Below are 24,648 nucleotides of genomic sequence, written 5' to 3'. Positions count from 1 at the left end.
CAAAACGGGCCCGTGAACTAGTGGAACAAAAAGCAGAGCAAAAGAGCATGCTGATCTTTATCAAGACTCAGCTTATGCGGCACAGTAAGACTTATATTGCCTTACACCTGTTGTAAACGCATGGTTAAACTTGACCGGATAAACCTTTCAAATGAAGGCCTTACCAAGTTCTTCAGTCCCATCGAGGCCCAGATAATGACAGTCCTCTGGGAGAACGGTGAGTGCACCACGCCCGATATCACTGAAAGGACGGGTATCCCCCTATCCAGCGTTGCAGGGACGCTTGACAGGCTTGTAAAGGCCGGCTATGCAAAAAGGACAGTGGACAGGAGCGGACAGCGGGTAAGATATCTGTATTCCGCAAGCGAGTCCATGGACAGCACGGCAAATTCCATCACCCGCAAGGTGCTGGATAGCCTTGTGGACACTTTCGGCAAGGTAGCCATAGAGAACTTCCATACCTATAACAAGAAATAAGGTATCGGGATAATAGAGTGGCGGGATTCGCGGGGCACTGGTAAATGTTTTCCATAAGCAATGAGATCGGATGCTACATTACCTGCATCTCAGATTCTGGCATGCTTCCATTGCTGCTGGCATCGCTGTTCACGGCCCTGTTGCTGTTCGTGTCATATTTTAATGCCAAAACTCCCGGCATCCGTATATCCTCATTCATTGCCGCACAGTTATGCATGCTCGCTTCTATCGGCATAGTCGTCTCATCCATGCACTGCAGCCGGATGCTTACTATTGAGATATACACAGCTTATGCCGGCCTCTCGACTCTCGCGGCCCTGCTCCTGCCGCGAGTATACCAGAGAGTCCTCATCGGAAGATACAGGGCCAGACCGATCGTGGAAATCATGGAATGGCCTCAGGCTTTTGTAAACAAGGTCGGAAACAACAGTAGTTTGAACTCATCCGGCACAGTGAATGTCTATTATTACGATTCTGCAGTCCCAAGAGCATTCGCTTGCGGAAAGGCCATCTTCCTGTCCATCGGGCTGATCGAGATCATGGACATGGACGAACTGAAAGCTATACTTGCACACGAAGTATGGCATCTGCGTCACAGGACCGGAACTCCCATTCTGAGAAACCTGTCCATGATAACATTTACCAGGAACTGTACAGGAAATGAGCTTGAGGGATTGGCGGATACGTTTGCATCAAAGACTGTCAGTAAGAATGCAGTGGAATCCGCAAGGGCAAAACTCAGCTAAAAAGAAAAGGGGGAACACCCCGACCCGGTTATGTGCTCAAGGGGCACGATTGCGTTTTGTATTGCGTATGAGGTCTATGAATTCCCTGGTTTCCTTTCTTACATCGTCACTGCATACGACAGCTGAGATCGCCACCAGACTATCGGCGCCGCCCTGAATAACACTCACGCAGTTCTTCCTGTTGATACCGCCTATGGTGACCACTGGGATGCTCAGGGCATCCTTCACTTCCCTTATCCGCTCAGGGCCGATGCCCTCTCCTGCGTCTTTCTTGGTGGACGTGCCGAATATGGGACTGAGGCCGACGTAATCAGCGCCTTTCCGCTCGGCCTGCAGCGCCTCCCCGAGGTCGTGAACTGTAAGGCCGATGATCCTGTCACTTCCCAGAAGCTGTCGTGCAAGCTGAATTGGCATGTCGTCCTGACCGATATGTATGCCGTCCGCATCCACAGCCATGGCAACATCAATGCGGTCATTGACCAGGAAGATAGCCTTGTCCCTGCAGATCCCCTTTATCAGAAGAGCTTCCTCCACCATCTCCTTTGTACTCTTGTCCTTCTCACGGTACTGGACTATCCTGCATCCGGCTTCCACCGCGTTGCGTACATCAGAAAGGCTACCTTTCTTAGAGAGGCCTGAATCCGTAACGAGATAGAAATCTATCTCGCCAAGCAATTTCTTTTTGTCCATGGCTGCCTGTCAGAGTTCTTCGAAGTCCATCAGGGGTTTTACTTTTTCATCTGTAAGGTTGGCCACCTCGTCATAGAGGTACATCTTGAATGTTCCCGGGCCCTCCGACTTTGCGGCTGCCAGTTCCCCTGCCACGCCAAAATAGCATAGTGTATCCTTTGCAGCATCGCAGTGATCGCTGTTGACAGAGGCGAAAGAGCCTATTATCGACGCAGCCATACAGCCGGTCCCGACAATGGAGCCCATCCTTTCATGGCCGTTCCTCACAATATAAGTCCTTTTACCATCGCTTATTATGTCCTCTTTGCCTGTCATGACCACGGTGCACGACCTTGACCCTGCCAGAGCTTTTGCGACCTGCAGGGGATCGGCATCTATGGAGGTTGCCTCTACTCCCTTGGTCTGCGCATGTTCACCTGCAAGTTTTGCCACTTCTGAATAATTGCCCTTGATGATGTCGACCCTTGCGGAGTTAAGGATTTTCGCAGCCATGTCGTCCCTGAACTTTGTTGCACCGACACCCACTGCATCAAGCACTACCGGGGTGCCCTTCTTGTTCGCGGCGGCTGCCGAGATGATCATGCAGTCGATAAGCTCGGATGTCAGGGTGCCGATGTTGATCACAAGCGCGGATGCAATACCTGTCATATCGGCGCATTCCTCGCGTGCATGTGCCATCACCGGAAGCGCACCGAATGCTCTTGTGATGTTGGCGCAATCATATATCGTTACCCAGTTCGTTATGTGATGTATCAGCGGTCTTGTTTCTCTCAGTGTCTTGAGTGGGTCCTTCATTATAGTCCTCGATGCTTATTTTTGCACGTCCTGGATTGACATGTTCAAATAGTGATTCCAGTCGATGACCCGCTATCGAGCTCATTATGTATTAATCATGCGGATGGCAGTTTACCCTGTATGTACTTCCACCATATTCATGTATAAATATAGGAATGTCCAAGGCCTTTTCAAGTTACGCTGCCAAACTGCCCAGACATTCAATAAAAAACATGGTGGGAATATGAGGCCCAGCACAAAAGGGATGAAAGTTGTCAGATAGCTCATAGATAAGGAAATGATAAGTTGACAAATGGAATCCTCTAAACTTATATTTGCATTAAAGCACAAGTACTAATTAAGTATTTGTGCCACCCTGACAGTTTATCAAAGGGGGATTTATGAGCGAAACGTCTGAAGATAGGACCATTACAGAACATGAGAGAAAGCATCTACTTGCAGCGTTACATCGGCGCCTGATCTGGGTAGGCAGAGAGATACCTTATAATATAGAACTGAATGGAAAGAAGTACAACCCGCACACTGTTGTATGGGAGCTTCTCAACAAAAAGAAACTTGATAACAAAGACAGGGAATTTATTGACAGGTGCATTCTGCACATCAGTGAAAAAGCAAAAGAAGATGAGCTTGAACTGGCAACCGGGCAACTTACAGAAGAAGAAGCAAAGAAGTTGTTCGATGAGACTGCCGGACTCTTGCGCACTCTCATGGATCTCAGGGATATTGAAGAGGGCGTGTCAAAAGAAAAAGAGAAAGAGTTTTTTGAAACGTTTAATCGCGAGAGAGTCGCTGAAGCACGCCGGTGGATAAGCTTCTTAAAGGAAACAGGAGAGATAAAATAGAGCCTCTCTCAATATTTTGTCCCGGATCTGTGGGTCAATATTCATATTTTCATGGCCGCACTCTGTAAAATACCGCATGAACCGATTTCTTTATATACGGACATGACTACTATAGAAAGCCAATTTAATGCATAGATTACTTCATTTCATATCATGATCGCCCGTTGAACACTTACACCAATTACATTATCAATATCATAAAATCACACTCATCCGGAGGAATTCCTTGGCAAAGAAAGTACAGAGAAAGTTAGACAAGTGGAAGTCAAAGACCTGGTACAACGTAGAGACACCCGAGTTCATCAGCAGGACAAACATCGGAGTTACCCCTGCAGAAGACCCGGAGCAGCTCGTTGGCCGTGTTGTTGAGACCACTGTCGGAGAGATAGCAAACGACTTCACAAAACACAACACAAAGCTCATCCTCGAGATCAGTGAAGTCAATGGTGACGTTGCCAACACCAGATTCATTGGACACGAAATCACAACCGATTACCTGCGCTCCATCGTCAAGCGCCAGACATCAAGGATCGACACCAACCTCGATGTGACCACAAAGGACGGCTACGTCATAAGGGTCAAGCCCATCTGCTTCACTGTCAAGAGGGCAAGGACCAGCCAGATCAAGTCCATCAGGGAGATCATGAACAAGATCGTCGTTGAGCGCGCAGCAGAACTCAACTTCGAGCAGTTCATCGAAGAAGCCATCATGGGCAAGCTTTCCGCAAACATCTACAGGAATGCTAAGTTCATCTACCCCCTCAGAAGGGTCGAGATCAGGAAGACCGAAGTCAAGGCACTTCCTGCAGCAGCTTAAGCATAATATCCCAACGTTCAAAGGTATCACTCCGGTGATACCCGCAATCACTTTTTCTCAGAATGCAGCAACTGCCAATTACGGCAGGCCAGCCTATAGTGCAGTATTACGTCCCTTGTTCTCGTACTCTTCCCTGATCAGCCTGGCCATTTCCTCGTTGGCCTCTACGATGAAAGAGCCGATGTAGCCACAGTTCTTGCAGTGGTACAGTCCTTCGACTCCGCCTGCCTCATAGTAAAGTTCCATGCTCCCGCACACAGGACAGACCTGCACGGTCTCTTCCGGGTCATCATCCCCGATGTCCGGAAAATCCATATCACCATTTTCCCGAAACTCATCTTCCATTTTGCATTACCCCTGGTCGCCGCGTACAAGCGATCCCGTATAAGACTATGAGGTCCGGAGATATCAAACTTGCCGCAAAGTCCCCGACAGTTCGGGAGGATAAGGGGAAAAGTAAGTCTGCTGAGCCAGATATTCCACATTGGAGCGCATTATCCAGGAAAGGAGGAGTTGCCTGAGCTCCGCCAGCACAGTGCTGTCCCTGCGGTATTTGCTTATCATGCCCTCAAAGAGGAGCTTCTCATCACCTGTCAGCCTGTCGGAAAAATAACCAATTGCGTGCATGAGCACATTGATGTTCGACCCGATACCGGCCTCCCGGGAAAGCACTTCCCGGATAGATCGGCCATAGTCCTTCAGTACATCATCAAGCGGGCGCTTCCCATGGTTGGCCGCAAGGTCACCCATCCATTTCATGGCCTTCTTGTCGAAAGCCATCAATAGCAACTTGTTGCGCGTGTGATAGTCCAACAGTTCACTCATTTTTCCTGACCCTGCCGCCTCCCTGAACGAGGCCAGGGCAAAGACACGCGCCAGGAAGTCATCCCTTATCGCAGGATCGTAAAGCTGCTCTTCATCCACTGTGGGAAGGGACGGAAAATGAAGTTTCAGTCCTTCAGCAAAAAAACCTGTACCCTTGCGGTGCAGGCAATCCTTGCTCGCGGAAGAGGAAAAGATCTTCGTATTCCCGATGCCGCAGGAAGGAGACCTTGATTTAAGGATGGCTCCATCAATAGTATCGAGCCTGTCCAGATACGCAGAAGTAAAATCAGCCATCCTTTCAGTAATATCCAGCCCGGTGGCAGGCTGCACAAGCCTTCTTGCATCCTGATCCCCCAAGATGATACGTATGGGCGCACGCGGCACCCCCAGACCGATCTCGTACTCCGGGCATACGGCGATAAAATCAACATAGACCCCCATAGCCTCCGCAACAGGAAAGGGGACCATGCTTCCATCGTACCTGCAGGGCGAGAAACCAAGGCATTTGCTTATCAGGATTCGGGGGCGTGGACTGGAGTGCATCATGATATGCACAGTGTTGGTTCCAGGAGCTTATATAAGTACTCAAACCGAAAAGCGAGATCATCTGACAAAGCCTTCGTCCTTGAGGCTCACATATTTTCCTTCCCCGATGACCACATGGTCCAGCACGTCTATTCCCAGCAGCTTCCCTCCCTCGACAAGTTTTTCCGTTACAGCGATGTCCTCCCTGCTTGGCGTGGGGTCCCCCGAGGGGTGATTATGGGAGAGGATGACCGAAGCGCACGATTCCATGAGTGCGGCTTTGAATACCTCCCGCGGGTGGACAATGTTAGCATTCAGGCTGCCGATGGAGATGACCTCCTCACGGAGCACCTGGTTCTTGGTATCAAGTAGCAGGGCCACCAGCCTTTCCCTTTTCTGCTCCCTCATTTTTGGATAGAGCAGCGAGTACACATCCGCAGGTGATCTGATCTTGCGCTTTGGCTCGTCCGTGAATCCTTCCAGCTTGCGTGCAAGCTCGAACACCGCTGCTATCTGGGCTGCCTTTGCAGTGCCTATGCCATGGATTTCTGTGAGCTTGCTGACGTTGGCCTGACTCAATTGTTTGATGCTGTACTCTGAAAAGATTCGGCTGCACAGGTTGACAATATTTTCTTTCTGCGTGCCTGTCCTCAGGATGATTGCCAGCAGTTCTGCGTTCGAGAGCGCTTCAGGGCCATATTTGAGCAATCGTTCCCGGGGCCTCTCGTCCTCGGGCATGTCACGGATGCATATTTTGTACTGGTTCATGCAAGCGTGAATAATTTTCACATTTATAAATTATTCGAAAATTGACTATTATAATTTGCTACTTATAATGATTTTTCCAATTGGTTGTTGGAACAAACGCTTGCACATACACAATGATAGTATTTTAAGAGCTCGCTGGTAAAATTAGTTTAAGCTATGTTTAAATAATTACGCCCATTTTCTTAAAAATAATCTATGCAGAAGTCTTCTTTTTATTTATAACTCATAAATTTAAACAGTCGGTAATTTTATTTAGTAGCATTGTTTCTAATTATATGCAAAATTATAATAATTTTTGCTAAGTTATAAAATGGATAGAATGCTAAAAATATGTTTGAGTATAATGGTGATATCTGTTATATTCATTGGAATAGGTAGTGCTTCAGATTCCGATTCAAGTCGGGATGAATCACTTAATTATTATTTACCAGATTACGGAGCGAAAACATTTGATTCTCTTAAAGCGGATTCAAATGTGATTGAAATTCGAGGAGTAGTACCTGAGATTACAGAAGATAAAGAAAAAAAAGTATGGTTAAACAGAATAGGGACAAGTATGCGACTTTCCAAGGATAAAATAATGCCTTATACAGAATTAAATGGTCAGTTTGTCTCTGGTTTTGGTATCAACTATGGTGGATACTGTTCATAGAACTTAGTGAAGACAGGGGAACGGTTGATACGTCTACAATAGATGAAATATATAACATAATAGAGGAAGACGCAAAAAAGGATGGATTGTCTAACATTCCAGTCGTCTTCATAAAGTCAAAGCCAGTTATTCTTGATACTCGCAGTGATATATGGAATCCACTGATTGGAGGGGTGAAACTAATGTACAAAAATACATCCACCAACCTCTGGTATTCAGCGACATCATCATTTGCTGCACAAGATAGTAGTGGTAATAAAGGATTTGTAATGTCTGGACATTGCGCTAGGACATCGGGTGGTGTTGGAGGAGATATTTATCAACCCGATAACACAAGAAAAGTAGGAGACGTAACTTACTATAATTGCGTTTTTTCAGATGCTGCATGGGTAAAAACAAACAGTGTTACAGACGACATATATTGGGCAAACAATAATATAGTAAAAGATGTAGTTAGTTATGGAGACCCCTCCTTAGGTGATACTGTCTATCTATCAGGAATAGTAAGTGGTACAACAACCGGTACTGTTACAGCAGAATACGTACGTAAAATCAGTACTGTTTTTGGTCCTTTACAAGATCAATTCGTAGCCAGTTACAATAGTAACAATGGAGATAGCGGTGGACCTGTATTTATGAATTACGGAAGCAATACGGTTAAAATAGTAGGTGTACACTGGGGACATGACAGCCCTACACAAGCCGTTTTCTCCCCCGTCAGTGGAGTGACACTAGACTTAAACGTAGTTCTTCGGATTTATAATTAAATAGGTATAATAAGAGGAGTATGCCTAAAGTTCTTTCTTAAAGGGCCAAATTATTTAAAATTTAATTTGGCTTCTTATATTTTAATTTCTTTATACTATATACTAGTCAAATATATATTACACTAGCATTATAAGTCAAATACACGGTTATGAAAAATTTATATTTTTACCTACGATTTATCATATAATACGAACTTTTAATTGTATTTATAGGAGTTGTTTTGATGTTTACAAAAATCATATTTACCAAAAGAATAATCATTTTGATGTGTGTTGTCGCCTTGTTACCCTTTTCCGTAAATGCTGATATTGAAATAAACTATTCTGAATCTATTAAGGAATTTTCCACTTTAAATAGTTTTGAGTCTAACTTTGAACGAATTAAAATGGACCCAGTTTTCATAACCAATAGGGGGGTATTTCCCGAAACCACAAATGACAGTGAAAGAGCGAAATGGTCCTATTCTCTTAGCAAGTGTTGGCTTAATTTAACAAAAATGAGTCCTTCTTGTTCTGATCTTGACGAAGCTATAATCAGTTATAGTTTTGCGGAGGATTTTTTAATAGTAGACCTAGATCCTTATTATCGTGAAGAAATAAATGATTCTAGAATTGATGAAATATATCAAAAGATAGATGGCTACTGTGAACAGAGAGGTATAAGTGAAGTACCGGTTGTTTTCATATGGGCAAACATAAATGAAACCTTCCCATTACCCGATTATGGCCCTGAGATGTTTGAAGAAGCTAGAAAGAGCTCCAATTTCATAACTACACGGGGAACAATGCCTGTTATTACCGAGGAAAGAAAAAAGAGAGAATGGACAGATTTGCTTGTAAAGGGCAGTCATAATGATGTAAAAATAGACCATTATTTTCTTGATGGTCCAGTGATTGGTTTTGGAACTAGTATTAATGGATATTTGTTCGTAGAGTTCTATTCTAACACCCCGGAAAAAGTAAATGAAACTTTAATAGATGAAATTTATCAGGTGATTGATAATCGATTCGAGCAAATAGGGATAAGTGATGTACCAGTAGTCTTTGTTTTTGCAGATATTCCAGTAGTAGATGAGCTACCAGATGAAGAGATGAACCAAGTTGGAACTTCAGACTTATCAGGTGAAGAGAACGAAACTGCAAAAAAATCACCGGGTTTTACTTCCGTGATACTAATTCTGAGTCTTCTCATACTAATGAAGGTCAAAAGTTAAGGATTTGATGAGCAACTCTATCATAACAGAAATCTGGCTGAAACAATGTTCACAGACCTCAAAAGGAAACATTGAGAAGAGATCAGAGCACGGAAGTACTGGAACTAGGTAAAAGAGATGAAAATAAAATTACTAGTACACAACCTTGGCAAGTATGCCAAGGTTATCTATCTGACTCAAAGGAGGATTTCTACAGAGCCCTTTTTCCTTTATTTTTTATTCTAATTGTCATGTTCGCCGTGTACTTATATCATGAATGATCATAACCCTTCCCATGAAAGTCATTTGTGTGTCAGGCTACAAGAACACAGGTAAGACCACCCTGGTCACCCGTCTTGTAGAAGCCCTGTCTGAGAAAGGCTCCGTAGGCACTGTCAAGATAATGTCCCATCATCGTTTCAATCCCACAGATACCGATACGGGAAAACACTTCGATGCAGGCGCAGATGCTGTTGCTGCGATAACCGATTCCGAGCTTGTGATTGTAAAGCGTAATCCGACACTTGACCAGGCCCTCGACTCACTGGCCGATGCCGGTATGGACTTTGCTGTTGTGGAAGGTGCAAAGAGCAGTTCCCTTCCTAAGATCGTGTTGGGGGAAGCAGCTGATGCCGAAGGCATCGTGAATGTAGTTGCAAGGTTGCCCGAGCGGGCTGACTGGGATACTGACAGACTTGTGGAACTTGTCCTTGAGCAGGAGGACTGGGTAACCCTTGGATCCCTCATCAGGAAGATCAAAAGTAATCCCGACATCGGGTTCTCAGGAGGCATTGCAACATTCACAGGCATTGTCCGCGAGATGACAGACGGGACTCATACGCAGGCTCTTGAATTCGAGAAATATGCCGATGTTGCCGAGCGTGCCATGGAAAAGATATGCGTGGAGATGAAGCAAAGGGAAGGCATCATCGATGTGCTGATGCACCACAGGACCGGCCTGATAAAGGCAGGCGAGGATATTGTCTATATAGTGGTCGCTGCAGGTCACAGGAAGGAACTGTTCGTCACCCTGGTTGATGCGCTCGAACGGCTGAAAGAGGAAGTGCCTATCTGGAAAAAAGAGCTTACGCTGGATGGCGATTTCTGGGTGCACGATAAAAGCGGCGGTGAGTGAACTCGCGGTCTCACGGCAGGCCTTACAAGGTTCCTGCTGTGCCCCTACCTGTTCTTCAGCCCCATCTGCCTGTCGATCTCTTCTGCGATCTCCTCAAGCTCGTCGAATATCCTGTCGGAATCCTTTCTCATCTCCCTGACTGCAGCTTTCAGGCTGCCTCCCCGGAGATAGAGTGCACGCCTGTCCCTGTACAGCAGTCCTGTATTAATAAGATTCCTTACGTGGTGATTGACCCTTGAAGGTGTCACATCAAGATCTTCGGCTATCTTATCAGAGGACACACGCTCTTCTTCCATAGCAAGCTGCTTTAAGAGATCCGTCACTATCTGAGTAGCCAGGTTTTCCGTATCCCTGCCTGATGACAAACCGAAACTGTTACATAACCAGCTTATATCATGCTCTAGTTTTTTCTCTCTTGGTTTTTCAAGATTGATGAGTATGATCTGTTGTGGCATGATTTTTACTATCCATCAGAATAGATATATAGTTTTCTGTATTAAATCGAAATGATATCTACAAAAAACCAATTAACTCAATTTTACTGAAAGGGTATATATAGAAGTTTTGTTATATAGTTCAATTGTAAGCCGGGTATTGCCGGGATAACTTTGGAGGATAATCTACTATGATGATCAGACCAATAGGAGAACGAGTGTTGATCAAATCGATCAAGAAAGCGGAAGTTACTGAAAGCGGCATATATATTCCTGATTCAGCCCAGGAAGAGAGAAAGGAGGGCATAGTGGTCGGGGTAGGGACTTTCGAGGACGGCAAGGCGCTCCCGCTCAAGGCGGGCGACCATGTTATCTACGGCGGATATAAGAGCGATGAGATCGACTTCAACGGTGAGACACATATGTTCATCGATTTCAAGGACGTATTGGCAGTTGTGGAGAAGTGAGACTGCACAGACAGTTGCTGATCAATTGACACAGAGGTAATCATATGGCTAAACAGATCATGTTTGACGAGGATGCGCGCAAAGCGCTCTTAAGCGGTGTGGACAAGGTTGCAAATACCGTAAAGATCACCCTTGGCCCCAAGGGAAGGAACGTTGTGCTTGACAAGGCAGGAAGCCCTGTGGTCACCAACGACGGTGTGACCATTGCCAAAGAGATCGAGCTTATAGACAAGTTCGAGAACATGGGTGCCAAGCTCATCAAGGAAGTGGCATCCAAGACACAGGATACCACCGGTGACGGTACCACCACGGCCACCCTGCTTGCACAGGCAATGATAACCGAAGGCTTAAGGAACATCACTTCAGGCGCCAACCCCATAGAGGTAAAGAGGGGTATTGAAAAGGCCACCGAGAAGGTTGTGGGCCGTCTGAAGGAGAAGAGCCAGGAGGTCAAGGACAAGAGCAGGATACTGCAGGTTGCCACCATCTCTGCCAACAATGACGAGCAGATCGGTGCTCTCATTGCCGATGCGATGGACAAGGTGGGCTACAACGGCGTCATTACAGTCGAGAACTCCAAGACAATGGAAACCTCCCTTGAGGTCGTGGAAGGTATGCAGTTCGACCGCGGATTTGTCTCCCCGTACATGGCAACCGACCACGAGAAGATGACCTGCGAATTCGAGGATCCGTACATCCTGGTAACAGACCGCAAGATCAGCACCATGAACCAGATCATTCCCGTGCTTGAGAAGGTTGCAAAGGAGGGCAGGCCTCTTGTGATGATCGCCCAGGACGTGGAAGGCGATGCACAGGCTGCGCTCATCCTGAATATCGTGCGCGGCTCCCTGAGAGTATGCGCTGTGAAGGCACCGGGCTTTGGTGATGAGCAGAAGGAGATGCTTGAGGATATCGCCATACTTACCGGCGGAGTGCTCATCAGCGAGGACAGGGGCATGAAGCTCGAAGAGTTCTCCGAACACATGCTAGGACACGCCCGCAAGATCAATATCGACAAGAACAAGACCACTATAGTTGAAGGCAAGGGTGACAGGAAGGCCATAGAGAAGAGAATGGCGCTCATCGAGTCCCAGGTCAAGGTCACGGATGCGGAGTTCAGGAAGAAGGAGCTCAAGAAACGCCTTGCCAAGCTCGGAGGCGGAGTCGCCGTCATCAAGGTAGGCGCAGCAACCGAGACCGAGGTCAAGGAGAAGAAGATGAGGATCGATGACGCACTGAACGCTACAAAGGCAGCAGTTGAGGAAGGCGTTGTCGCAGGAGGCGGTGTGACACTCTTCCATGCAGTCAGCGCCCTTGACAGCATGGAGCTTGAAGGTGACCGCAAGATCGGCCTGAACATAGTCAGGCGCGCACTGGAAGAGCCTGTCAGACAGATAGCTGTCAATGCAGGACGCGAGGGTGCCGAGATCGTGGCCAGGATAAGGGCAGAGCCCAATGACCAGTTCGGCTACAACGCCAAGACCGATACCTTCGAGGATCTCTTCGAGGCAGGCGTTATCGACCCGACCAAGGTCGTAAGGAGCGGGCTGCAGAACGCTGCATCCATTGCAGGCCTGGTACTTACCACCGAGGCACTTGTTGCAGACTATGATGATGAGAAGGACAAGCAGACAGCAGCGATCATAATCTGATCGCCCCTTCTTTATCTTCAGGAGCTGGAGGTGTTGTAAGGAAAAGCAGGGGCATAACAGCAGAACAGACACGTGCAAGGTCATAAAAGGCCTTTTGTACCGCAAATAGGATGAACGAAAAATATCCAGACGTCCATTAAGGCAAAATGGGGTGATTATATGAGATTCGGACTGACAAGATGGAATCCGACTAGGGTTGCAAGATGGGACCCGTTCGATGAGATGAGGCAGATGCAGACCCAGATAAACGATATGATCAAGGAGATGAGCCTTGAGGAAAAATGGTCGGAAAGCGGGACCCTGGCACCGCTTGTGGATGTGAAGGATGAAGGTAACAATATCACAGTGACCACTGATCTGCCAGGAGTGGATAAGAAGGATGTTGACATCGACATCAGGGACAATGTGATAGGCATCACTGCAAAGTGCGGCAGGGAGTCCGAGAGCGCGGATGAAGGTTACACCCGCAGGGAAAGGACCTACAGCATGTTCTCAAGGACACTGACACTTCCTGCGGCTGTCACTTCCGAAGGCGCGAAAGCAAAGCTTGAGAACGGTGTCCTCACAGTGACACTCCCAAAGCAGCAGCCTGAGGAAAAGCAGAAGATAATGATCGAATGACCTGGCATTAAAAAGGAAAATTGTCAGGGATATGGTATCGGCTCCGGGTTCAGGACGGCTCCCGGTGTAATGGGTCCGGGGATTGCCCGAACTCCTGTTGCCAACTGATCGTACCTCCGTTCCAGGCAATGGAAAATATAATGGGCGGGATCACGAGGAGTCATATTTCATATACCTTGGGCCCTCTGTAGGTCTGTCTTTAAAAACGGCAACATTGAGCAATTGAAGGCCTCTCTAGTCGAGCCTTATCAATTAAATTATGATTTAGATTCAGAGGATAATATGCAATTCACAGATCTTAACCTTATAGACCCCCTGCAGAGAGCCCTTACCAGGGAAGGCTACATAGCACCAACGCCTATACAGATGCAGGCCATACCGCAGCTGCTCAGGGGCAAGGATCTCATAGGCATCGCCCAAACAGGTACGGGCAAGACTGCTGCCTTTGTGCTGCCCATACTCCAGAGGATGCATGAGAAGCACAAGCACGTGAGCCCGGGTTTCCCCAGGGTGCTTGTACTTGCACCCACGAGGGAGCTTGCGGCACAGATAGGCGACAGTTTTGCAGCTTATGGGCACTTCCTTCACTTCCGGCATACGGTAGTGTTTGGCGGTGTGAGCCAAGTGCCCCAGTTCAAGAGCATAACAAAGGGCGTGGATATATTGGTGGCAACTCCTGGAAGGCTGCTCGATCTCATGGACCAGGGCATCGTCAAACTGAGTGCGGTCGAGTTCTTCGTACTTGATGAGGCTGACCGGATGCTTGATATGGGGTTCATCAAAGACGTCAACCGGATAGTCTCGATGCTGCCGCACAAGCGCCAGTCGCTCTTCTTCTCGGCGACCATGTCCCCGCAGATAGGAGAGCTTGCCAGGCGCTTGCTCAAGGACCCGGTGCAGGTGGAAGTGACTCCCCAGGCAACCACTGTTGAGCGCATAGAACAGCGCGTCTTTTTCGTGGACAACGAGAACAAGGACGCGCTACTGGTGAGCCTCCTCCAGCAGGACCATCTGAGCTGCGTGCTGGTGTTCACCCGTACGAAGCACAGGGCCAACAAGGTTGCCCAGATGCTGAACAAGAACAACGTGGGTGCCGATGCCATACACGGCAACAAGTCACAGGCCCACCGGACACGAGTGATGGACAGTTTCCGTTCAGGCGAGCTGCAGGTGCTTGTAGCGACGGACATAGCAGCCAGGGGAATAGACATCGAGGACATATCCCATGTGATAAACTACGACCTGCCCAATGAACCCGAGAGCTATGTGCACCGCATCGGGCGCACTGCAAGGGCGGGAGCGGACGGGACGGCATATTCATTCTGTGCCGCGGATGAACGCAACTTCCTTCGCAGTATCGAGAAGCTCACAAGGATGGAGATCGAGGTGATGAGGCACCGCTATCATTCACAGCGGGCGCAGGATGCGGTGGGTGACGAAGCAAAACCGGCTCCAAGGAAACCGCGTCCTCCAAGGAGGCCGGGGCACGGCACTCACAAGCGTCAGTAGATGCCTAAGAACGTATTCCGGGGATGATCCGCCCGGTTTCTGTTTTCAGGAACCGGAAATGGGGCAGGGACAGTAAACAGGATGATGAGTCTGAATGCTCCGGCAATGCTGGTGCGCGCAGATTAAATTATTAAGGGAGAAAACTGCAATTATAATTGGGAGAAAGGATCATGGATCTTAATCGTTTCACACAGAAGGCCCAGGAGGCTGTTCAGGATTCGACGACCATTGCTGCAAGATACAGGAACCAGCAGATCGACTGTGAACATATCCTGCTTGCAATGCTCGAGCAGTCGGGAGGGCTTGTGCCTGCACTGCTCAAGAACATGGATGTGAATCCTGAGCGGGTTACGCAGAAGGTTGAATCGCACCTGGAGGAGCTTCCCCAGGTATCCGGTCCGGGGGGCGAACAGGTATATATGACGCAGACCCTGCGCCGCGTGCTTGATACTGCCTCGAGGGAAGCGGGGAAGATGAAGGACGAGTATGTAAGTGTCGAGCATCTCCTGCTTGCTGTAGTCGGGGAGAGCAGCTGCGCAGGCAGCAGGATACTCGCCTCAGAAGGCGTAACAAGGGACAGACTTCTGAAGGCAGTCAAGGACATAAGGGGGAACAGGAGGGTGACATCAGAGAATCCCGAGGGGACCATGGAGCCTCTCAAGAAATATGGTATCGACTTTACCGAGCTTGCATCACAGGGAAAGCTTGACCCCGTGATAGGCAGGGACCAGGAGATCCGGCATTCCATAGAGATCCTGTCCCGGCGCAGGAAGAACAACCCCGTGCTTATCGGCGAGGCCGGTGTGGGTAAGACCGCCATAGTGGAAGGGCTAGCCCAGCGTGTGGCAAAGAGAGATGTCCCGGAGGCCATGAAGGACAAAAGGATCATTGCCCTTGACATGGGTGCGCTTGTGGCCGGTGCCAAGTTCAGGGGGGAGTTCGAGGAAAGGCTCAAGGCCGTGCTCAAGGAAGTGGCCGAATCGGAAGGCCAGATCATTCTCTTCATCGATGAGATCCACACCATAGTGGGCGCGGGTGCCACGGAAGGTGCAATGGATGCAGGCAACCTGCTCAAGCCCATGCTTGCCCGCGGAGAGCTGCACTGTATAGGTGCCACCACACTGGACGAGTACCGCAAGTACATCGAGAAGGATGCCGCCCTGGAGCGCCGCTTCCTACCTGTCATTGTGGAAGAACCCACGGTAGAGGACACCATATCCATACTGCGCGGCCTCAAGGAGAAGTACGAGGTGCATCACGGGGTGCGCCTGAAGGACTCCGCACTGGTGGCTGCCGCCGTGATGAGCAACCGCTATATAGCCGACAGGTTCCTGCCCGACAAGGCCATAGACCTTGTGGACGAAGCCGCGGCCAAGAAGAGAACAGCCATCGACAGCAAGCCCGCTGAACTAGATGAAGCTGACCGCAAGATAATGCAGCTTGAGATCGAGCGCGAGGCCCTGAAAAAGGAAAAGGACGAGGCTTCCAGAGAGAGGCTCGAGGCTCTGGAGAAAGAGCTTGCGGACAGGAGGGCCGAATCCGACGCCATGAGAGCCAGATGGGACATGGAGAAGAAGGCCATTGCGAAGCTGAATGCCCTGAAGCAGCAGATAGAAGATACCAAGGTACAGCTTGAGCTTGCGGAGAATGACAACAACCTGGAACTTGCATCCAGGCTGAAGTACGGCACTCTCATACCCCTCCAGAAAGAGTACACGCAGGAAGAGGCACGTCTCAAGGAGATGCAGGGTGACATGCTCCTGAGCGAGGAGGTAGGTGAGGAAGACATAGCCGAGGTAGTGAGCCAGTGGACCCGCATCCCGGTCACCCGCCTCATGGAGGGCCAGCGTGAGAAGCTCATGCACTTCGAAGAGAACCTGCACAACCGCATAATCGGTCAGGAAGAGGCTGTCAGGGCCGTTGCTGATGCGGTCATACGCAACTATGCAGGCATCAAGGACCCGAGAAGGCCTATCGGAAGCTTCATCTTCCTGGGTCCCACGGGAGTAGGCAAGACAGAGCTTGTCAAGGCGCTGGCTGCAGAACTCTTTGATGATGAGAATAACATGATCCGCATTGACATGTCGGAGTACATGGAGAAGCACACTGTTGCGCGCCTTATCGGTGCACCTCCGGGCTACATAGGCCACGAGGAGGGAGGCCAGCTAACCGAGGCCGTGCGCAGGCGTCCATATGCCGTAGTGCTGTTCGATGAGATAGAGAAGGCTCACCCGGACGTGTTCAACGTCATGCTCCAGATACTGGACGATGGCAGGCTCACCGATTCCAAGGGGCGCACCGTGGACTTCAAGAACACACTGATCACCATGACATCCAACATCTTCGGGGGCGACCTGACGCAGCTGCTCAGTGACAGCGGCACTTACAGGCCGGAGCAGGGAATCCCCGAATCAGGCGGTAAGAGGACGCTCGACTACTCCGAACTGCAGATCAGGGCCATGCAGGAGCTTGGCAAGTATTTCAGGCCGGAGTTCCTTAACCGTATCGACGAGGTGGTCATCTTCCATGCACTCAAGCCGGAAGAGCTGGCTCAGATAGTGGATCTCAAGGTCGCGGACCTTCAGGAAAGGCTCAAGGAGAGGCGTATCACCCTCAACATCACGGAAGAGGCAAAGCTCTACCTTGGCAGGGTGGGCTACAGCGAGACCTTCGGTGCAAGGCCGCTTAAGCGTGTCATCCAGAACGAGGTCGAGACAAGGATAGCCAAGCTTATAATAGCAGGCAAGGCGCCGGAGGGCTCGACCGTGACAGTGGGCTCGGATGGCAGAGAGATCCTGATAAGTGTTACGGAAGCAGCGCAATGAGATCGCTGAGGCCAGAAGCGCACATGAATGAAAAGATTAAAGGATAGGGGTAGGAAAATCCCTATCCTGTTCTTTAACATTGAAGGAGTATACCCTTTACATTCCAAGTGCCATCCTGATGAGGACTATCAGTCCGACAAAAAGATTGAGGACCACAAGTCCCCCCACTGCCATGGCGCCTATTTTTATCAGGTTCGTATTCAGTTTTGAACCCGTATCAAGGAGTGAAAGAGCTTTCTGGACCGACTCCATTGTCTCGTTTGCCTTTGATATTGCCTCTTTGGACTCTGTCAGGTTCGCATTGAGATTATCAAGCAGCGTGTCTATGCGCGGCTGCTCTTCAGTCCTCACGGTGCGTAGCACGGCACCAAGTTCCTCAAGTGTACCTGGTACCCCCGTGTTCAGGTTATCGAGCAGCACATCTATACGTGGCTGTTCCTCGGTCCTGACACGCTGCAGGACCCCGTGCAGCTCTTCCAGCGTCCCTGGAATGACCCCTGGCACTTCGACCCACTTGTTAACCAGTTTCTCATAATGCTTATCAAGCTTCAGGGACTGCCTTGCATAGAATGCCTTCTGGGCTTTCATGAGGTCGTAGTTGCGCTGGTATCCATCGAATTTAGTGCTGAGGGATGCGGATATCCTTGCGCCGTATGGCTGCATGGAGGACATATAAGAGTATGACCTCAGTTCGGATACTGCAGCTGTGGCGCTGGAGAGGGCTCTCAGGCTGACTGCTGCATTTCCTGCTGATACGTTGTTCCCCTCTTCAAGTGCACTCACAATGGTACCGCCGGTCCTGGCGGCCATGACAGAACTATCTTTCACGACAGCAGATCCTATGATCGATCCTTCTGTTAAGCCTGATACTTTGTTAGCTGCGGCAATACTCCCGGCTTCTTTAATGACACTCGTTCCTCCAGAGACTTCCTTAGACAGGGTATTGCCTGAATTGACAGCAACGTCCCGGACCGCTCCAATGAGCACTGTTTCATCTTTTATATTTACAGCAGTCAGTTCATCTTTTAGGTTAGCTGCATTATCCTTTATGCTCCCTGCATTAACCAGGCCGTCCCTTATATTTCCCTGAACTATGGTGTTGTCAACGATGCTGCCGGTATTGACCTGGTTATCAACAATGCTTCCGATGTTTGTAATACTTTCCAGAATATCTGAAGCATAGACATTTTCATACGGCACCTTAATGGAGTCCACTCCTATATGGAACACGTTCTCAGGATAAACACGCATCACTTCTGACATTTTGGATGTAAGGATGTCCTTCCTTGTCAGGAGCTTGTTGTAGTACTGTTTATCTATCCTGATGGCCTCAAGTTTCCCTTTAAGGGATTCGCTTTGCTCGCCTACCGGGATCTCTACCTTCTTGGTGGTCACAAAGAGCTTCTTTATTTCCTGAAGTATCTCTTCACTCACCTCCAGATTATCATCCAGGGAAGCGAGTATATCCTCTATCATAGGCTGCTCGATGGTATTGAAGCGCTCGAGAGACTCTTTTGCGTTATATATTCCTGTTGTGAGTACTCCGGGCTCCTGGTAGAATATGTTCTGGATCTCCTTATTGACCGCCGCAAGCCTGGCGAGCAGCTGGAACTGCTGAATTACCAGATCAATGTTCGATACAATGTCCCAGAAATTGAAATTGAAACTTGAAGGGTTGCTGATACCAAGTTTCTTAAGTTCGTTCTCGACCTTTGTTTTCTCCTGCCTCAGGGAATTAAGCCTTGACTTCTCCTCATCCCACAGGTCCGCCTCACTCCTTGGTGTCAGCCTGTCGATAGTCAGGAGCTCCTCAGCTTCCTTCAGTGTGGATACAAGCTGCTTCCCTACAGCCTCTATGGTCGACCCTATGACCGCCACAGCCAGTCCTGCCTCTTCTGCAGCGTTACCTGCAGATTCTGCCGCGTTGCCTGCCTGGTAGGCAGCTTTTCCTATAGTGTACAATCCACCTGTCGCGATACCTGCGACAACATCGAACCATCCCATGTTTTTCCTCCGTGCAGCTTTTAACTTTGCTTTTAGAATTTACCTGTTATTTTTATAACATTTAAAAATATAAACATACCTATCTACCAAAATTAATATATTGATTTAGCATATATAATTTTATCTCTCGAAAGCCTTTTATATATAAATGCCAGAGTTGTGTATACTTTTCGCACATCCCTATACGGAACACTTAATAAACGGAGAATAATCAATATGGAACTTAAAGAACTGAACAGACTAGGACGTGAGCTGAAAGAAACACTTAACCTTAAAACATCTCCTGTTGCAGTCAAACTCGTCGCCGATGAGAAGGATATTCCCGAAGGCATGGAAAAAATAGGAGAGTCCACAAGACACTGCCAGATGGTGGATAATGTGAGAAGGACCGGTTCTGCGTTCTATACCACCTATGATGATCACCAGTGCAAGGGTGGGGCCGCTGTGATGGGTATGCATGAAATGGGCGAGAAGCTCAAGAGCGGAGAGTTCTATTTCCATCTTAATCATTTTGGCAACCTTGAGGCTGCAAGGGAGACCATGGAAAGGGTGCCTCATGTCGAGCCATTCTCCGTGAAGAACATCCTTTATGCTCCCCTGGAGGAGACAAACTTCATGCCTGACATTATAGTCATAGTCACAACCCCCAGGCACGTTATGGAACTTTCCCAGGCACTGCTGTACACTTCAGGAGGCAGGATAGTTTCCAGTTTTGCAGGCAAGCAGAGCCTGTGCGGTGACGGTGTGGCATTGCCATATACGACAGGAGAGGTAGGCGTGACCGTAGGCTGCAGCGGAAGCCGCAAGTACACGCAGATACAGGATGAAGAGATGATCATCAGCATCCCTGTTGAAAGGCTCCCTGAGCTGGTGAAGGCCGCAGACAAGATGTTCGGCCAGCCCTGTTAATACCCAGGCTGTGATCCGGACAATACCGAGGACAGGCACAGTTTTAAATGCCTGTTCCCGACGCTTTTAAAAAACACTATTCAGATCCCTATATGCAAAAAACGCTGCGAAGGTGCAGCTTTAAAAGACTTCCTGTGCTCTCTTGAAGATCAGTTCTGCAATGAGCTCATCGCTTCCAAGAGGCTTACCGTATACTATTGTAACTTCCCTGCCGTCAAGCTTCACTTTTCCCTGCTTTGTCTCGGGGTCCAGTTTGAGGATCTCGGGAATGTCCTTGGTAATGTGCACGCCGGATGCAAGGAACACAGGAACAGCAGCGATCTTTGTCACGCCAGTGCCTGCAAAGGACAGCATAGCCTCTTCCACGGAAGGCGTGCTCATTTCCATGAAGCCGGACCTGATAACGAACTCAGGGTGCTTTTTTGCTATCATGTCGGCAATTTCTGAAACTACCTGATTGTTGTAGGGAAGCCTGCTTCCATGACCAATTGCTAAAATTCCAATCTTTTCAGTCATTTAATCACCTGTATCCAGATAAGTATTATAAATTACATTAAAAGTGCTACAAGAAGCGGCTTAAGTTTAAGTTCATTTAATATAACTCTTTTGCTTTCAAACGGGACCTGTTTACTGAACTCAGAAGAGTGAACACTACACATTAATCCGTTGTTCCCCGCTGTATACATACAGGTCCGGCCTTCTGACAAAAGCCACCAGCGTTATTCCTGTTTCCCTGGCAAGTTCCACGGCCTCACGCACGGTAGCCCCCTTGCTTGCAACGAGGGGGAATCCGGCGTTGATAGCCTTTGAAACCATGGTGGATGCAAGCCTGCCGGTGGTCACAAGAGCACACTGCGAGAGGTCCGTGCCGTTCAGCAGGGCTTTGCCCACAACCTTGTCCACGGAGCATGCCCTTCCCACGTCCTCACAGGAAAAAAGCACTTCTCCCTGATCATTGCAGACCATGGATGTGTGCGCTCCGCCCGTTCTGTGCCAGGCTTTTCCTTTTTCCTTGAGCTGCTCCACAGCCATGATAACGGCTTCCTTGCTGAACCTGACATCCGAGCTGATGCGACGTACGGTGTCCTTGCAGTAATCTGTGGTCCCGCACCTCTGCTGGTGTGTCAGGGCTGCAAGTTCGTCAGCATCTATATCAAGAGTGCATGAGATGGAATCCGGGGTTATAGTGATTGGCCCAATCCTTGAATAGGGCTGAATGAAGCCTTCGCAGACCAAAAATCCCAAGGCAAGCTCTTCAAGTTCCACAGGGCTTGCAAAAAAAGTGGTTATATGGATACCATTCACGAAAAGGTCAAACCTTTCCTCAATGATGACATCCACATCTATGTATTGGTTTTCTGACTCAGTGATTCTGAGGCACTTCATGGAAACATGGAAGGGAGAGGGGCTTTCCTCATCCCCGGAAGCCTTCAGCGGTCTTCCTGTTCCCATGTTAGCACCTGTTCACTTAGCTGCTGCTTCCTTCTTGGCCTTTATCTTCTCAAAGAGCATCTTAAGGGTTTCCTCGTTGCTCTTTGTCTCAGGGAAGGGGGACTCTGTGAAGGGCTCGAAGTGAACCGGCACGTTGTCCAGCCTGTAGAAGGTACCGTCGCATTCCATGGCGTCAATAACACCGGGCAGCACTACGTCGGCTGCTGTGGTTGAGGGACATGGTGCGATATCCATGCATACCATGGGTATGCTTGCAAGGTACTTCGCACTGTCTGCAGGTATGTGGTTGACGAGGTCTGCGCACATAACGAATGCTGCGTCGACGTCCTTCTCCCTGAGCAGGTCTACCATGGTTGTCTCTCCGGGGTTGTACCTCGGGTATCCCTTAGTGAAGTCGATACCGAAGGGGTATCCGTAGAGGTAGGATGCAAGTTGGTTGAATCCTGCCACGTTGCAGTGTCCTCTCAGTGCGCCAAGGTTACACTTGGTGTAATTGTTCAGTTCCTTGACCATGTTGAGGGCTATCTCGATGTTCCTGTGCTTTCCGTATGAGGAAGAGACACCAAGTCCTACGTAGATTGCAACGTAGTTCGCTTCCTTCATCATCTCGATGGTCTGCTTCATTACGGCGATCGGGATACCTGTTATCTCCTCGACGGAGTGGTGAGGCTCCTTACCGTTCAGGATGGTGAACATCGCGCTGAGCAGTTCGTAGTCACTGTTGGGATTAAGCTGCAGGTGCATGTCGGATGCTGCGGCAGTGGGAGTCCTTCTGGGGTCGACGGTGATAACGGTCCTGTCGAACCTTCCCCTCTTTGCCCAGTAGCCCCTGGGGAATACTCCGTACCTGGACATGTGCCTTGGCATGGATTCGAGTGCATTCACTCCCCAGTAGATGATGACATCGGCCCTGTTCTTAGCCTGGCCTGCAGTGGAACCTACACAGCCGGACTCCTGGATACCCATCACCGTCGGACCGTGACAGATAGTTGCATTGGAGTCTGCTATTCCGCCAAGATACTCTGCAATGTGCAGTCCTACTTCCTGGGCTTCGCATGAGGTCTCACTTCCAAGGAAGAAGAGAGGCTTCTTTGCGTTCACCAGGATATCTGCTGCCTTGTCGAGCGCTTCTTCCCAGCTGACGGGCTTTACAGAACCATTATCCCTTACGGTAGGTTTCCTGATCCTGTGTGAGCTCACGACTTCCTGGAACTTTGCGTTACCCATCTTACACGCGTTCTGGACGTCTATCTTTCCGTCCTTGAGTTCTACCTGGACATCGTCACATGAACCTCCGCAGACGGGGCAGATAATGTTCTTGTAGACCATATTATTCGCCTCCCATGTACAGCTTCAGGACAACTTCCTCGGCGCTGAGTACCTCTTCATCTGTAGGTTCAACGGTCACAGGGCTTCCCTTGTAGAGCGGGGAGCCGGTGGAAAAGGTAGTCGGCTCAACCACTATGTTGGCCCAGATGGACCGCGGGATGAATACGTGGCCGCACCTTACAGATTCCGTAACTTTTGTGTAGACGGCAATAGAGTGATTGCCGTCCCTGGTCGTAACCTTCACTTTTTCAGGACATCCGAGTGCTTCATAATCATGAGCACACATCCAGCAGACCGCGCATTCCTTTGTGTAGGCGGCAGAGTATTTGTCGCCTCCCTTGGCAAGCCTGCCTTCTTCTATAGTACTTCCTGTATTGAGTAATGCTTGCATGAAAATCAACTCACAGATCCTCGTTGTTCTCAGCGGATACGTACAATACGCCTTTTCCCTTCTGAGGGATTGCGTAATCCCCTGCGAACTTCTTGAACTCTCCGGGGCATTCAATATCATTGAACTTGAGGTTGGACTCAGTTGCTGTCTGCTGGAAGCCCGGGGTGAACTTCCCTATCCTGCCGCCGACAACGATAGTGCCACCGGTCATCTCTGCTCCGACAGTTCTGATAGCATTCCCCTTGACGACGATAAGGCCGCCATTTATGCGGGTTCCGCAGAAGTTATCGACATTGCCTCCGATAACGATCTCTCCTCCGCTCATGCCGCCGCCGACCTGGTTGCCTGCATTACCGTCAATAGCGATACGGCCGCCGGTCATGCCTTTCCAGCTTCCACGGTATGCGGAACCTACATGGTCCAGGGAGTTACCCTTGATGTGCAGGAGTCCGCCCTTCATCTCCATCCCCGGCCAGGAGTCAGAGTTACCTTCAACAAGGATCTCCCCGCCCTGCATGAATGCTCCGACATGCATGCCGGTCGAACCTTTCACAAGGATCCTGCCTGCAGTCATTGCTTCACCGATGCGCTTCACTCTGGGGACGTTCCCGTCGATGACAATGGTTGTGTCCTGTGCAGAGCTTCCGCCGTTGCCCTTGACCTCAAAGAAATTAGAAATAGGCAACTGCTGTGGGCCTTCCCATACAAGGAGCTTTCCGATCTCCTGTGCGTTCTTGCCTGCAAAGTTGTCAGGTGTGATCACTTCTGCCTCAATTGTCAGCTCGAACTTGGATACGGGTTTAAGAATTACTTCTGCCATGGG

26 protein-coding genes and 1 pseudogene are annotated in these 24,648 nt (G+C 49.1%); 15 read left to right on the top strand and 12 right to left on the bottom strand.

Annotation, left to right across the window (positions count from 1 at the left end; translation table 11 throughout):
• The first annotated feature begins 120 nt into the window (after positions 1-120).
• Positions 121-477, top strand: a complete 357-nt coding sequence (locus tag PV02_RS07100) for a BlaI/MecI/CopY family transcriptional regulator (protein ID WP_256622685.1) — start codon at positions 121-123, stop codon at positions 475-477.
• Between the two features lie 44 nt (positions 478-521).
• On the top strand, positions 522-1,223 hold the full coding sequence (locus tag PV02_RS07095; protein WP_256622684.1) for a M48 family metalloprotease: 702 nt from the start codon (positions 522-524) through the stop codon (positions 1,221-1,223).
• 36 nt (positions 1,224-1,259) lie between these two features.
• On the opposite strand, the gene thiE is transcribed toward PV02_RS07095, so the two are convergent.
• Together thiE and thiM are read right to left on the bottom strand one after the other, a co-directional pair.
• On the bottom strand, positions 1,260-1,913 hold the full coding sequence (thiE, locus tag PV02_RS07090) for a thiamine phosphate synthase (protein WP_256622683.1): 654 nt from the start codon (positions 1,911-1,913) through the stop codon (positions 1,260-1,262).
• A 9-nt stretch (positions 1,914-1,922) separates the two neighbouring features.
• Entirely contained in the window at positions 1,923-2,708 is a 786-nt protein-coding gene (thiM, locus tag PV02_RS07085) for a hydroxyethylthiazole kinase (protein ID WP_256622682.1), read from the bottom strand.
• 380 nt (positions 2,709-3,088) lie between these two features.
• Here thiM and PV02_RS07080 point away from each other — a divergent pair, with 380 nt between their 5' ends.
• Positions 3,089-3,550, top strand: a complete 462-nt coding sequence (locus PV02_RS07080; RefSeq protein ID WP_256622681.1) for a DUF5788 family protein — start codon at positions 3,089-3,091, stop codon at positions 3,548-3,550.
• Positions 3,551-3,776: 226 nt separating this feature from the next.
• On the top strand, positions 3,777-4,367 hold the full coding sequence (locus PV02_RS07075; RefSeq protein ID WP_256622680.1) for a 30S ribosomal protein S3ae: 591 nt from the start codon (positions 3,777-3,779) through the stop codon (positions 4,365-4,367).
• Positions 4,368-4,460: 93 nt separating this feature from the next.
• Here PV02_RS07075 and PV02_RS07070 read toward each other — a convergent pair whose 3' ends face one another.
• The 3 genes from PV02_RS07070 to radC all read right to left on the bottom strand — a co-directional run bounded on the left by PV02_RS07070 (position 4,461) and on the right by radC (position 6,485).
• Positions 4,461-4,712 (bottom strand): hypothetical protein, encoded by a 252-nt coding sequence (locus PV02_RS07070; RefSeq protein WP_256622679.1) that lies wholly within the window; start codon positions 4,710-4,712, stop codon positions 4,461-4,463.
• 63 nt (positions 4,713-4,775) lie between these two features.
• Complete coding sequence (locus PV02_RS07065) at positions 4,776-5,738, bottom strand: YbgA family protein (protein ID WP_256622678.1); 963 nt, start codon at positions 5,736-5,738, stop codon at positions 4,776-4,778.
• Positions 5,739-5,795: 57 nt separating this feature from the next.
• On the bottom strand, positions 5,796-6,485 hold the full coding sequence (gene radC / locus PV02_RS07060) for a RadC family protein (RefSeq protein WP_256622677.1): 690 nt from the start codon (positions 6,483-6,485) through the stop codon (positions 5,796-5,798).
• Positions 6,486-6,795: 310 nt separating this feature from the next.
• Between radC and PV02_RS07055 the strand changes: the two genes are divergently transcribed.
• From PV02_RS07055 to PV02_RS07040, 5 genes and pseudogenes are all read left to right on the top strand, one after another.
• Positions 6,796-7,137, top strand: coding sequence for a hypothetical protein (locus tag PV02_RS07055; protein WP_256622676.1), 342 nt, complete (start codon positions 6,796-6,798; stop codon positions 7,135-7,137).
• A 182-nt stretch (positions 7,138-7,319) separates the two neighbouring features.
• Positions 7,320-7,904 (top strand): S1 family peptidase, encoded by a 585-nt coding sequence (locus PV02_RS07050; RefSeq protein WP_256622675.1) that lies wholly within the window; start codon positions 7,320-7,322, stop codon positions 7,902-7,904.
• 224 nt (positions 7,905-8,128) lie between these two features.
• Positions 8,129-9,118, top strand: coding sequence for a hypothetical protein (locus PV02_RS07045; RefSeq protein WP_256622674.1), 990 nt, complete (start codon positions 8,129-8,131; stop codon positions 9,116-9,118).
• 3 nt (positions 9,119-9,121) lie between these two features.
• Positions 9,122-9,343 (top strand): annotated as a pseudogene (locus tag PV02_RS13340) (IS5/IS1182 family transposase); the annotation flags it as partial.
• Positions 9,344-9,392: 49 nt separating this feature from the next.
• Complete coding sequence (locus PV02_RS07040; protein ID WP_256622673.1) at positions 9,393-10,232, top strand: molybdopterin synthase; 840 nt, start codon at positions 9,393-9,395, stop codon at positions 10,230-10,232.
• A 44-nt stretch (positions 10,233-10,276) separates the two neighbouring features.
• On the opposite strand, the gene PV02_RS07035 is transcribed toward PV02_RS07040, so the two are convergent.
• A complete protein-coding gene (locus PV02_RS07035) occupies positions 10,277-10,687 on the bottom strand; it encodes a winged helix-turn-helix transcriptional regulator (protein WP_256622672.1) in 411 nt (136 codons plus the stop codon).
• A 170-nt stretch (positions 10,688-10,857) separates the two neighbouring features.
• Between PV02_RS07035 and groES the strand changes: the two genes are divergently transcribed.
• From groES to clpB, 5 genes are all read left to right on the top strand, one after another.
• Positions 10,858-11,133 carry a co-chaperone GroES gene (groES, locus tag PV02_RS07030; protein WP_256622671.1) on the top strand — a complete coding sequence of 92 codons (276 nt, stop codon included), beginning with the start codon at positions 10,858-10,860 and terminating at the stop codon, positions 11,131-11,133.
• 44 nt (positions 11,134-11,177) lie between these two features.
• Entirely contained in the window at positions 11,178-12,785 is a 1,608-nt protein-coding gene (gene groL, locus PV02_RS07025) for a chaperonin GroEL (RefSeq protein WP_256622670.1), read from the top strand.
• A 159-nt stretch (positions 12,786-12,944) separates the two neighbouring features.
• Positions 12,945-13,406, top strand: coding sequence for an Hsp20/alpha crystallin family protein (locus PV02_RS07020; RefSeq protein WP_256622669.1), 462 nt, complete (start codon positions 12,945-12,947; stop codon positions 13,404-13,406).
• Between the two features lie 282 nt (positions 13,407-13,688).
• The gene (locus PV02_RS07015; RefSeq protein WP_256622668.1) at positions 13,689-14,915 is read left to right on the top strand and encodes a DEAD/DEAH box helicase; all 1,227 of its coding nucleotides are present in this window, start codon (positions 13,689-13,691) and stop codon (positions 14,913-14,915) included.
• Positions 14,916-15,085: 170 nt separating this feature from the next.
• Positions 15,086-17,740 (top strand): ATP-dependent chaperone ClpB, encoded by a 2,655-nt coding sequence (gene clpB / locus PV02_RS07010; protein WP_256622667.1) that lies wholly within the window; start codon positions 15,086-15,088, stop codon positions 17,738-17,740.
• 96 nt (positions 17,741-17,836) lie between these two features.
• Here the strand turns inward: clpB and PV02_RS07005 are convergent, their stop codons facing one another.
• Positions 17,837-19,744 carry a hypothetical protein gene (locus PV02_RS07005; protein ID WP_256622666.1) on the bottom strand — a complete coding sequence of 636 codons (1,908 nt, stop codon included), beginning with the start codon at positions 19,742-19,744 and terminating at the stop codon, positions 17,837-17,839.
• A gap of 216 nt (positions 19,745-19,960) precedes the next feature.
• On the opposite strand from PV02_RS07005, the gene PV02_RS07000 reads away from it, so the two are divergent.
• Positions 19,961-20,653 carry a DUF169 domain-containing protein gene (locus PV02_RS07000; RefSeq protein ID WP_256622665.1) on the top strand — a complete coding sequence of 231 codons (693 nt, stop codon included), beginning with the start codon at positions 19,961-19,963 and terminating at the stop codon, positions 20,651-20,653.
• A 120-nt stretch (positions 20,654-20,773) separates the two neighbouring features.
• Here the strand turns inward: PV02_RS07000 and cfbA are convergent, their stop codons facing one another.
• The 5 genes from cfbA to PV02_RS06975 form a co-directional block, all read right to left on the bottom strand.
• On the bottom strand, positions 20,774-21,169 hold the full coding sequence (cfbA, locus tag PV02_RS06995) for a sirohydrochlorin nickelochelatase (protein ID WP_256622664.1): 396 nt from the start codon (positions 21,167-21,169) through the stop codon (positions 20,774-20,776).
• Positions 21,170-21,304: 135 nt separating this feature from the next.
• On the bottom strand, positions 21,305-22,105 hold the full coding sequence (gene fdhD / locus PV02_RS06990) for a formate dehydrogenase accessory sulfurtransferase FdhD (RefSeq protein WP_256622663.1): 801 nt from the start codon (positions 22,103-22,105) through the stop codon (positions 21,305-21,307).
• A gap of 12 nt (positions 22,106-22,117) precedes the next feature.
• The gene (locus tag PV02_RS06985) at positions 22,118-23,434 is read right to left on the bottom strand and encodes a formylmethanofuran dehydrogenase subunit B (RefSeq protein ID WP_256622662.1); all 1,317 of its coding nucleotides are present in this window, start codon (positions 23,432-23,434) and stop codon (positions 22,118-22,120) included.
• Between the two features lies 1 nt (position 23,435).
• Positions 23,436-23,825, bottom strand: a complete 390-nt coding sequence (locus PV02_RS06980) for a molybdopterin dinucleotide binding domain-containing protein (RefSeq protein ID WP_256622661.1) — start codon at positions 23,823-23,825, stop codon at positions 23,436-23,438.
• A 10-nt stretch (positions 23,826-23,835) separates the two neighbouring features.
• Complete coding sequence (locus PV02_RS06975) at positions 23,836-24,645, bottom strand: formylmethanofuran dehydrogenase subunit C (protein ID WP_256622660.1); 810 nt, start codon at positions 24,643-24,645, stop codon at positions 23,836-23,838.
• Positions 24,646-24,648: the final 3 nt, after the last annotated feature.

This window comes from Methanolobus chelungpuianus, from assembly GCF_024500045.1.
Classification (GTDB): Archaea; Halobacteriota; Methanosarcinia; order Methanosarcinales; family Methanosarcinaceae; genus Methanolobus; species Methanolobus chelungpuianus.
The sequence above is the reverse complement of the archived record's forward strand: the minus strand, read 5'-3'. Positions and strand labels throughout refer to the sequence as shown.

Coding starts and splice junctions, on each gene's coding strand:
- cfbA (WP_256622664.1), bottom strand. CDS start 21,169: ATGACTGAAAAGATTGGAATTTTAGCAATTGGTCATGGAAGCAGGCTT.
- PV02_RS07045 (WP_256622674.1), top strand. CDS start 8,129: ATGTTTACAAAAATCATATTTACCAAAAGAATAATCATTTTGATGTGT.
- PV02_RS07005 (WP_256622666.1), bottom strand. CDS start 19,744: ATGGGATGGTTCGATGTTGTCGCAGGTATCGCGACAGGTGGATTGTAC.
- PV02_RS07100 (WP_256622685.1), top strand. CDS start 121: ATGGTTAAACTTGACCGGATAAACCTTTCAAATGAAGGCCTTACCAAG.
- PV02_RS07065 (WP_256622678.1), bottom strand. CDS start 5,738: ATGATGCACTCCAGTCCACGCCCCCGAATCCTGATAAGCAAATGCCTT.
- PV02_RS06975 (WP_256622660.1), bottom strand. CDS start 24,645: ATGGCAGAAGTAATTCTTAAACCCGTATCCAAGTTCGAGCTGACAATT.
- groES (WP_256622671.1), top strand. CDS start 10,858: ATGATGATCAGACCAATAGGAGAACGAGTGTTGATCAAATCGATCAAG.
- clpB (WP_256622667.1), top strand. CDS start 15,086: ATGGATCTTAATCGTTTCACACAGAAGGCCCAGGAGGCTGTTCAGGAT.
- PV02_RS07095 (WP_256622684.1), top strand. CDS start 522: ATGTTTTCCATAAGCAATGAGATCGGATGCTACATTACCTGCATCTCA.
- PV02_RS07080 (WP_256622681.1), top strand. CDS start 3,089: ATGAGCGAAACGTCTGAAGATAGGACCATTACAGAACATGAGAGAAAG.
- fdhD (WP_256622663.1), bottom strand. CDS start 22,105: ATGGGAACAGGAAGACCGCTGAAGGCTTCCGGGGATGAGGAAAGCCCC.
- groL (WP_256622670.1), top strand. CDS start 11,178: ATGGCTAAACAGATCATGTTTGACGAGGATGCGCGCAAAGCGCTCTTA.
- PV02_RS07020 (WP_256622669.1), top strand. CDS start 12,945: ATGAGATTCGGACTGACAAGATGGAATCCGACTAGGGTTGCAAGATGG.
- PV02_RS07040 (WP_256622673.1), top strand. CDS start 9,393: ATGAAAGTCATTTGTGTGTCAGGCTACAAGAACACAGGTAAGACCACC.
- radC (WP_256622677.1), bottom strand. CDS start 6,485: ATGAACCAGTACAAAATATGCATCCGTGACATGCCCGAGGACGAGAGG.
- PV02_RS07015 (WP_256622668.1), top strand. CDS start 13,689: ATGCAATTCACAGATCTTAACCTTATAGACCCCCTGCAGAGAGCCCTT.
- PV02_RS07035 (WP_256622672.1), bottom strand. CDS start 10,687: ATGCCACAACAGATCATACTCATCAATCTTGAAAAACCAAGAGAGAAA.
- PV02_RS06985 (WP_256622662.1), bottom strand. CDS start 23,434: ATGGTCTACAAGAACATTATCTGCCCCGTCTGCGGAGGTTCATGTGAC.
- PV02_RS07050 (WP_256622675.1), top strand. CDS start 7,320: ATGTACAAAAATACATCCACCAACCTCTGGTATTCAGCGACATCATCA.
- thiE (WP_256622683.1), bottom strand. CDS start 1,913: ATGGACAAAAAGAAATTGCTTGGCGAGATAGATTTCTATCTCGTTACG.
- PV02_RS07000 (WP_256622665.1), top strand. CDS start 19,961: ATGGAACTTAAAGAACTGAACAGACTAGGACGTGAGCTGAAAGAAACA.
- PV02_RS07055 (WP_256622676.1), top strand. CDS start 6,796: ATGGATAGAATGCTAAAAATATGTTTGAGTATAATGGTGATATCTGTT.
- PV02_RS07070 (WP_256622679.1), bottom strand. CDS start 4,712: ATGGAAGATGAGTTTCGGGAAAATGGTGATATGGATTTTCCGGACATC.
- thiM (WP_256622682.1), bottom strand. CDS start 2,708: ATGAAGGACCCACTCAAGACACTGAGAGAAACAAGACCGCTGATACAT.
- PV02_RS06980 (WP_256622661.1), bottom strand. CDS start 23,825: ATGCAAGCATTACTCAATACAGGAAGTACTATAGAAGAAGGCAGGCTT.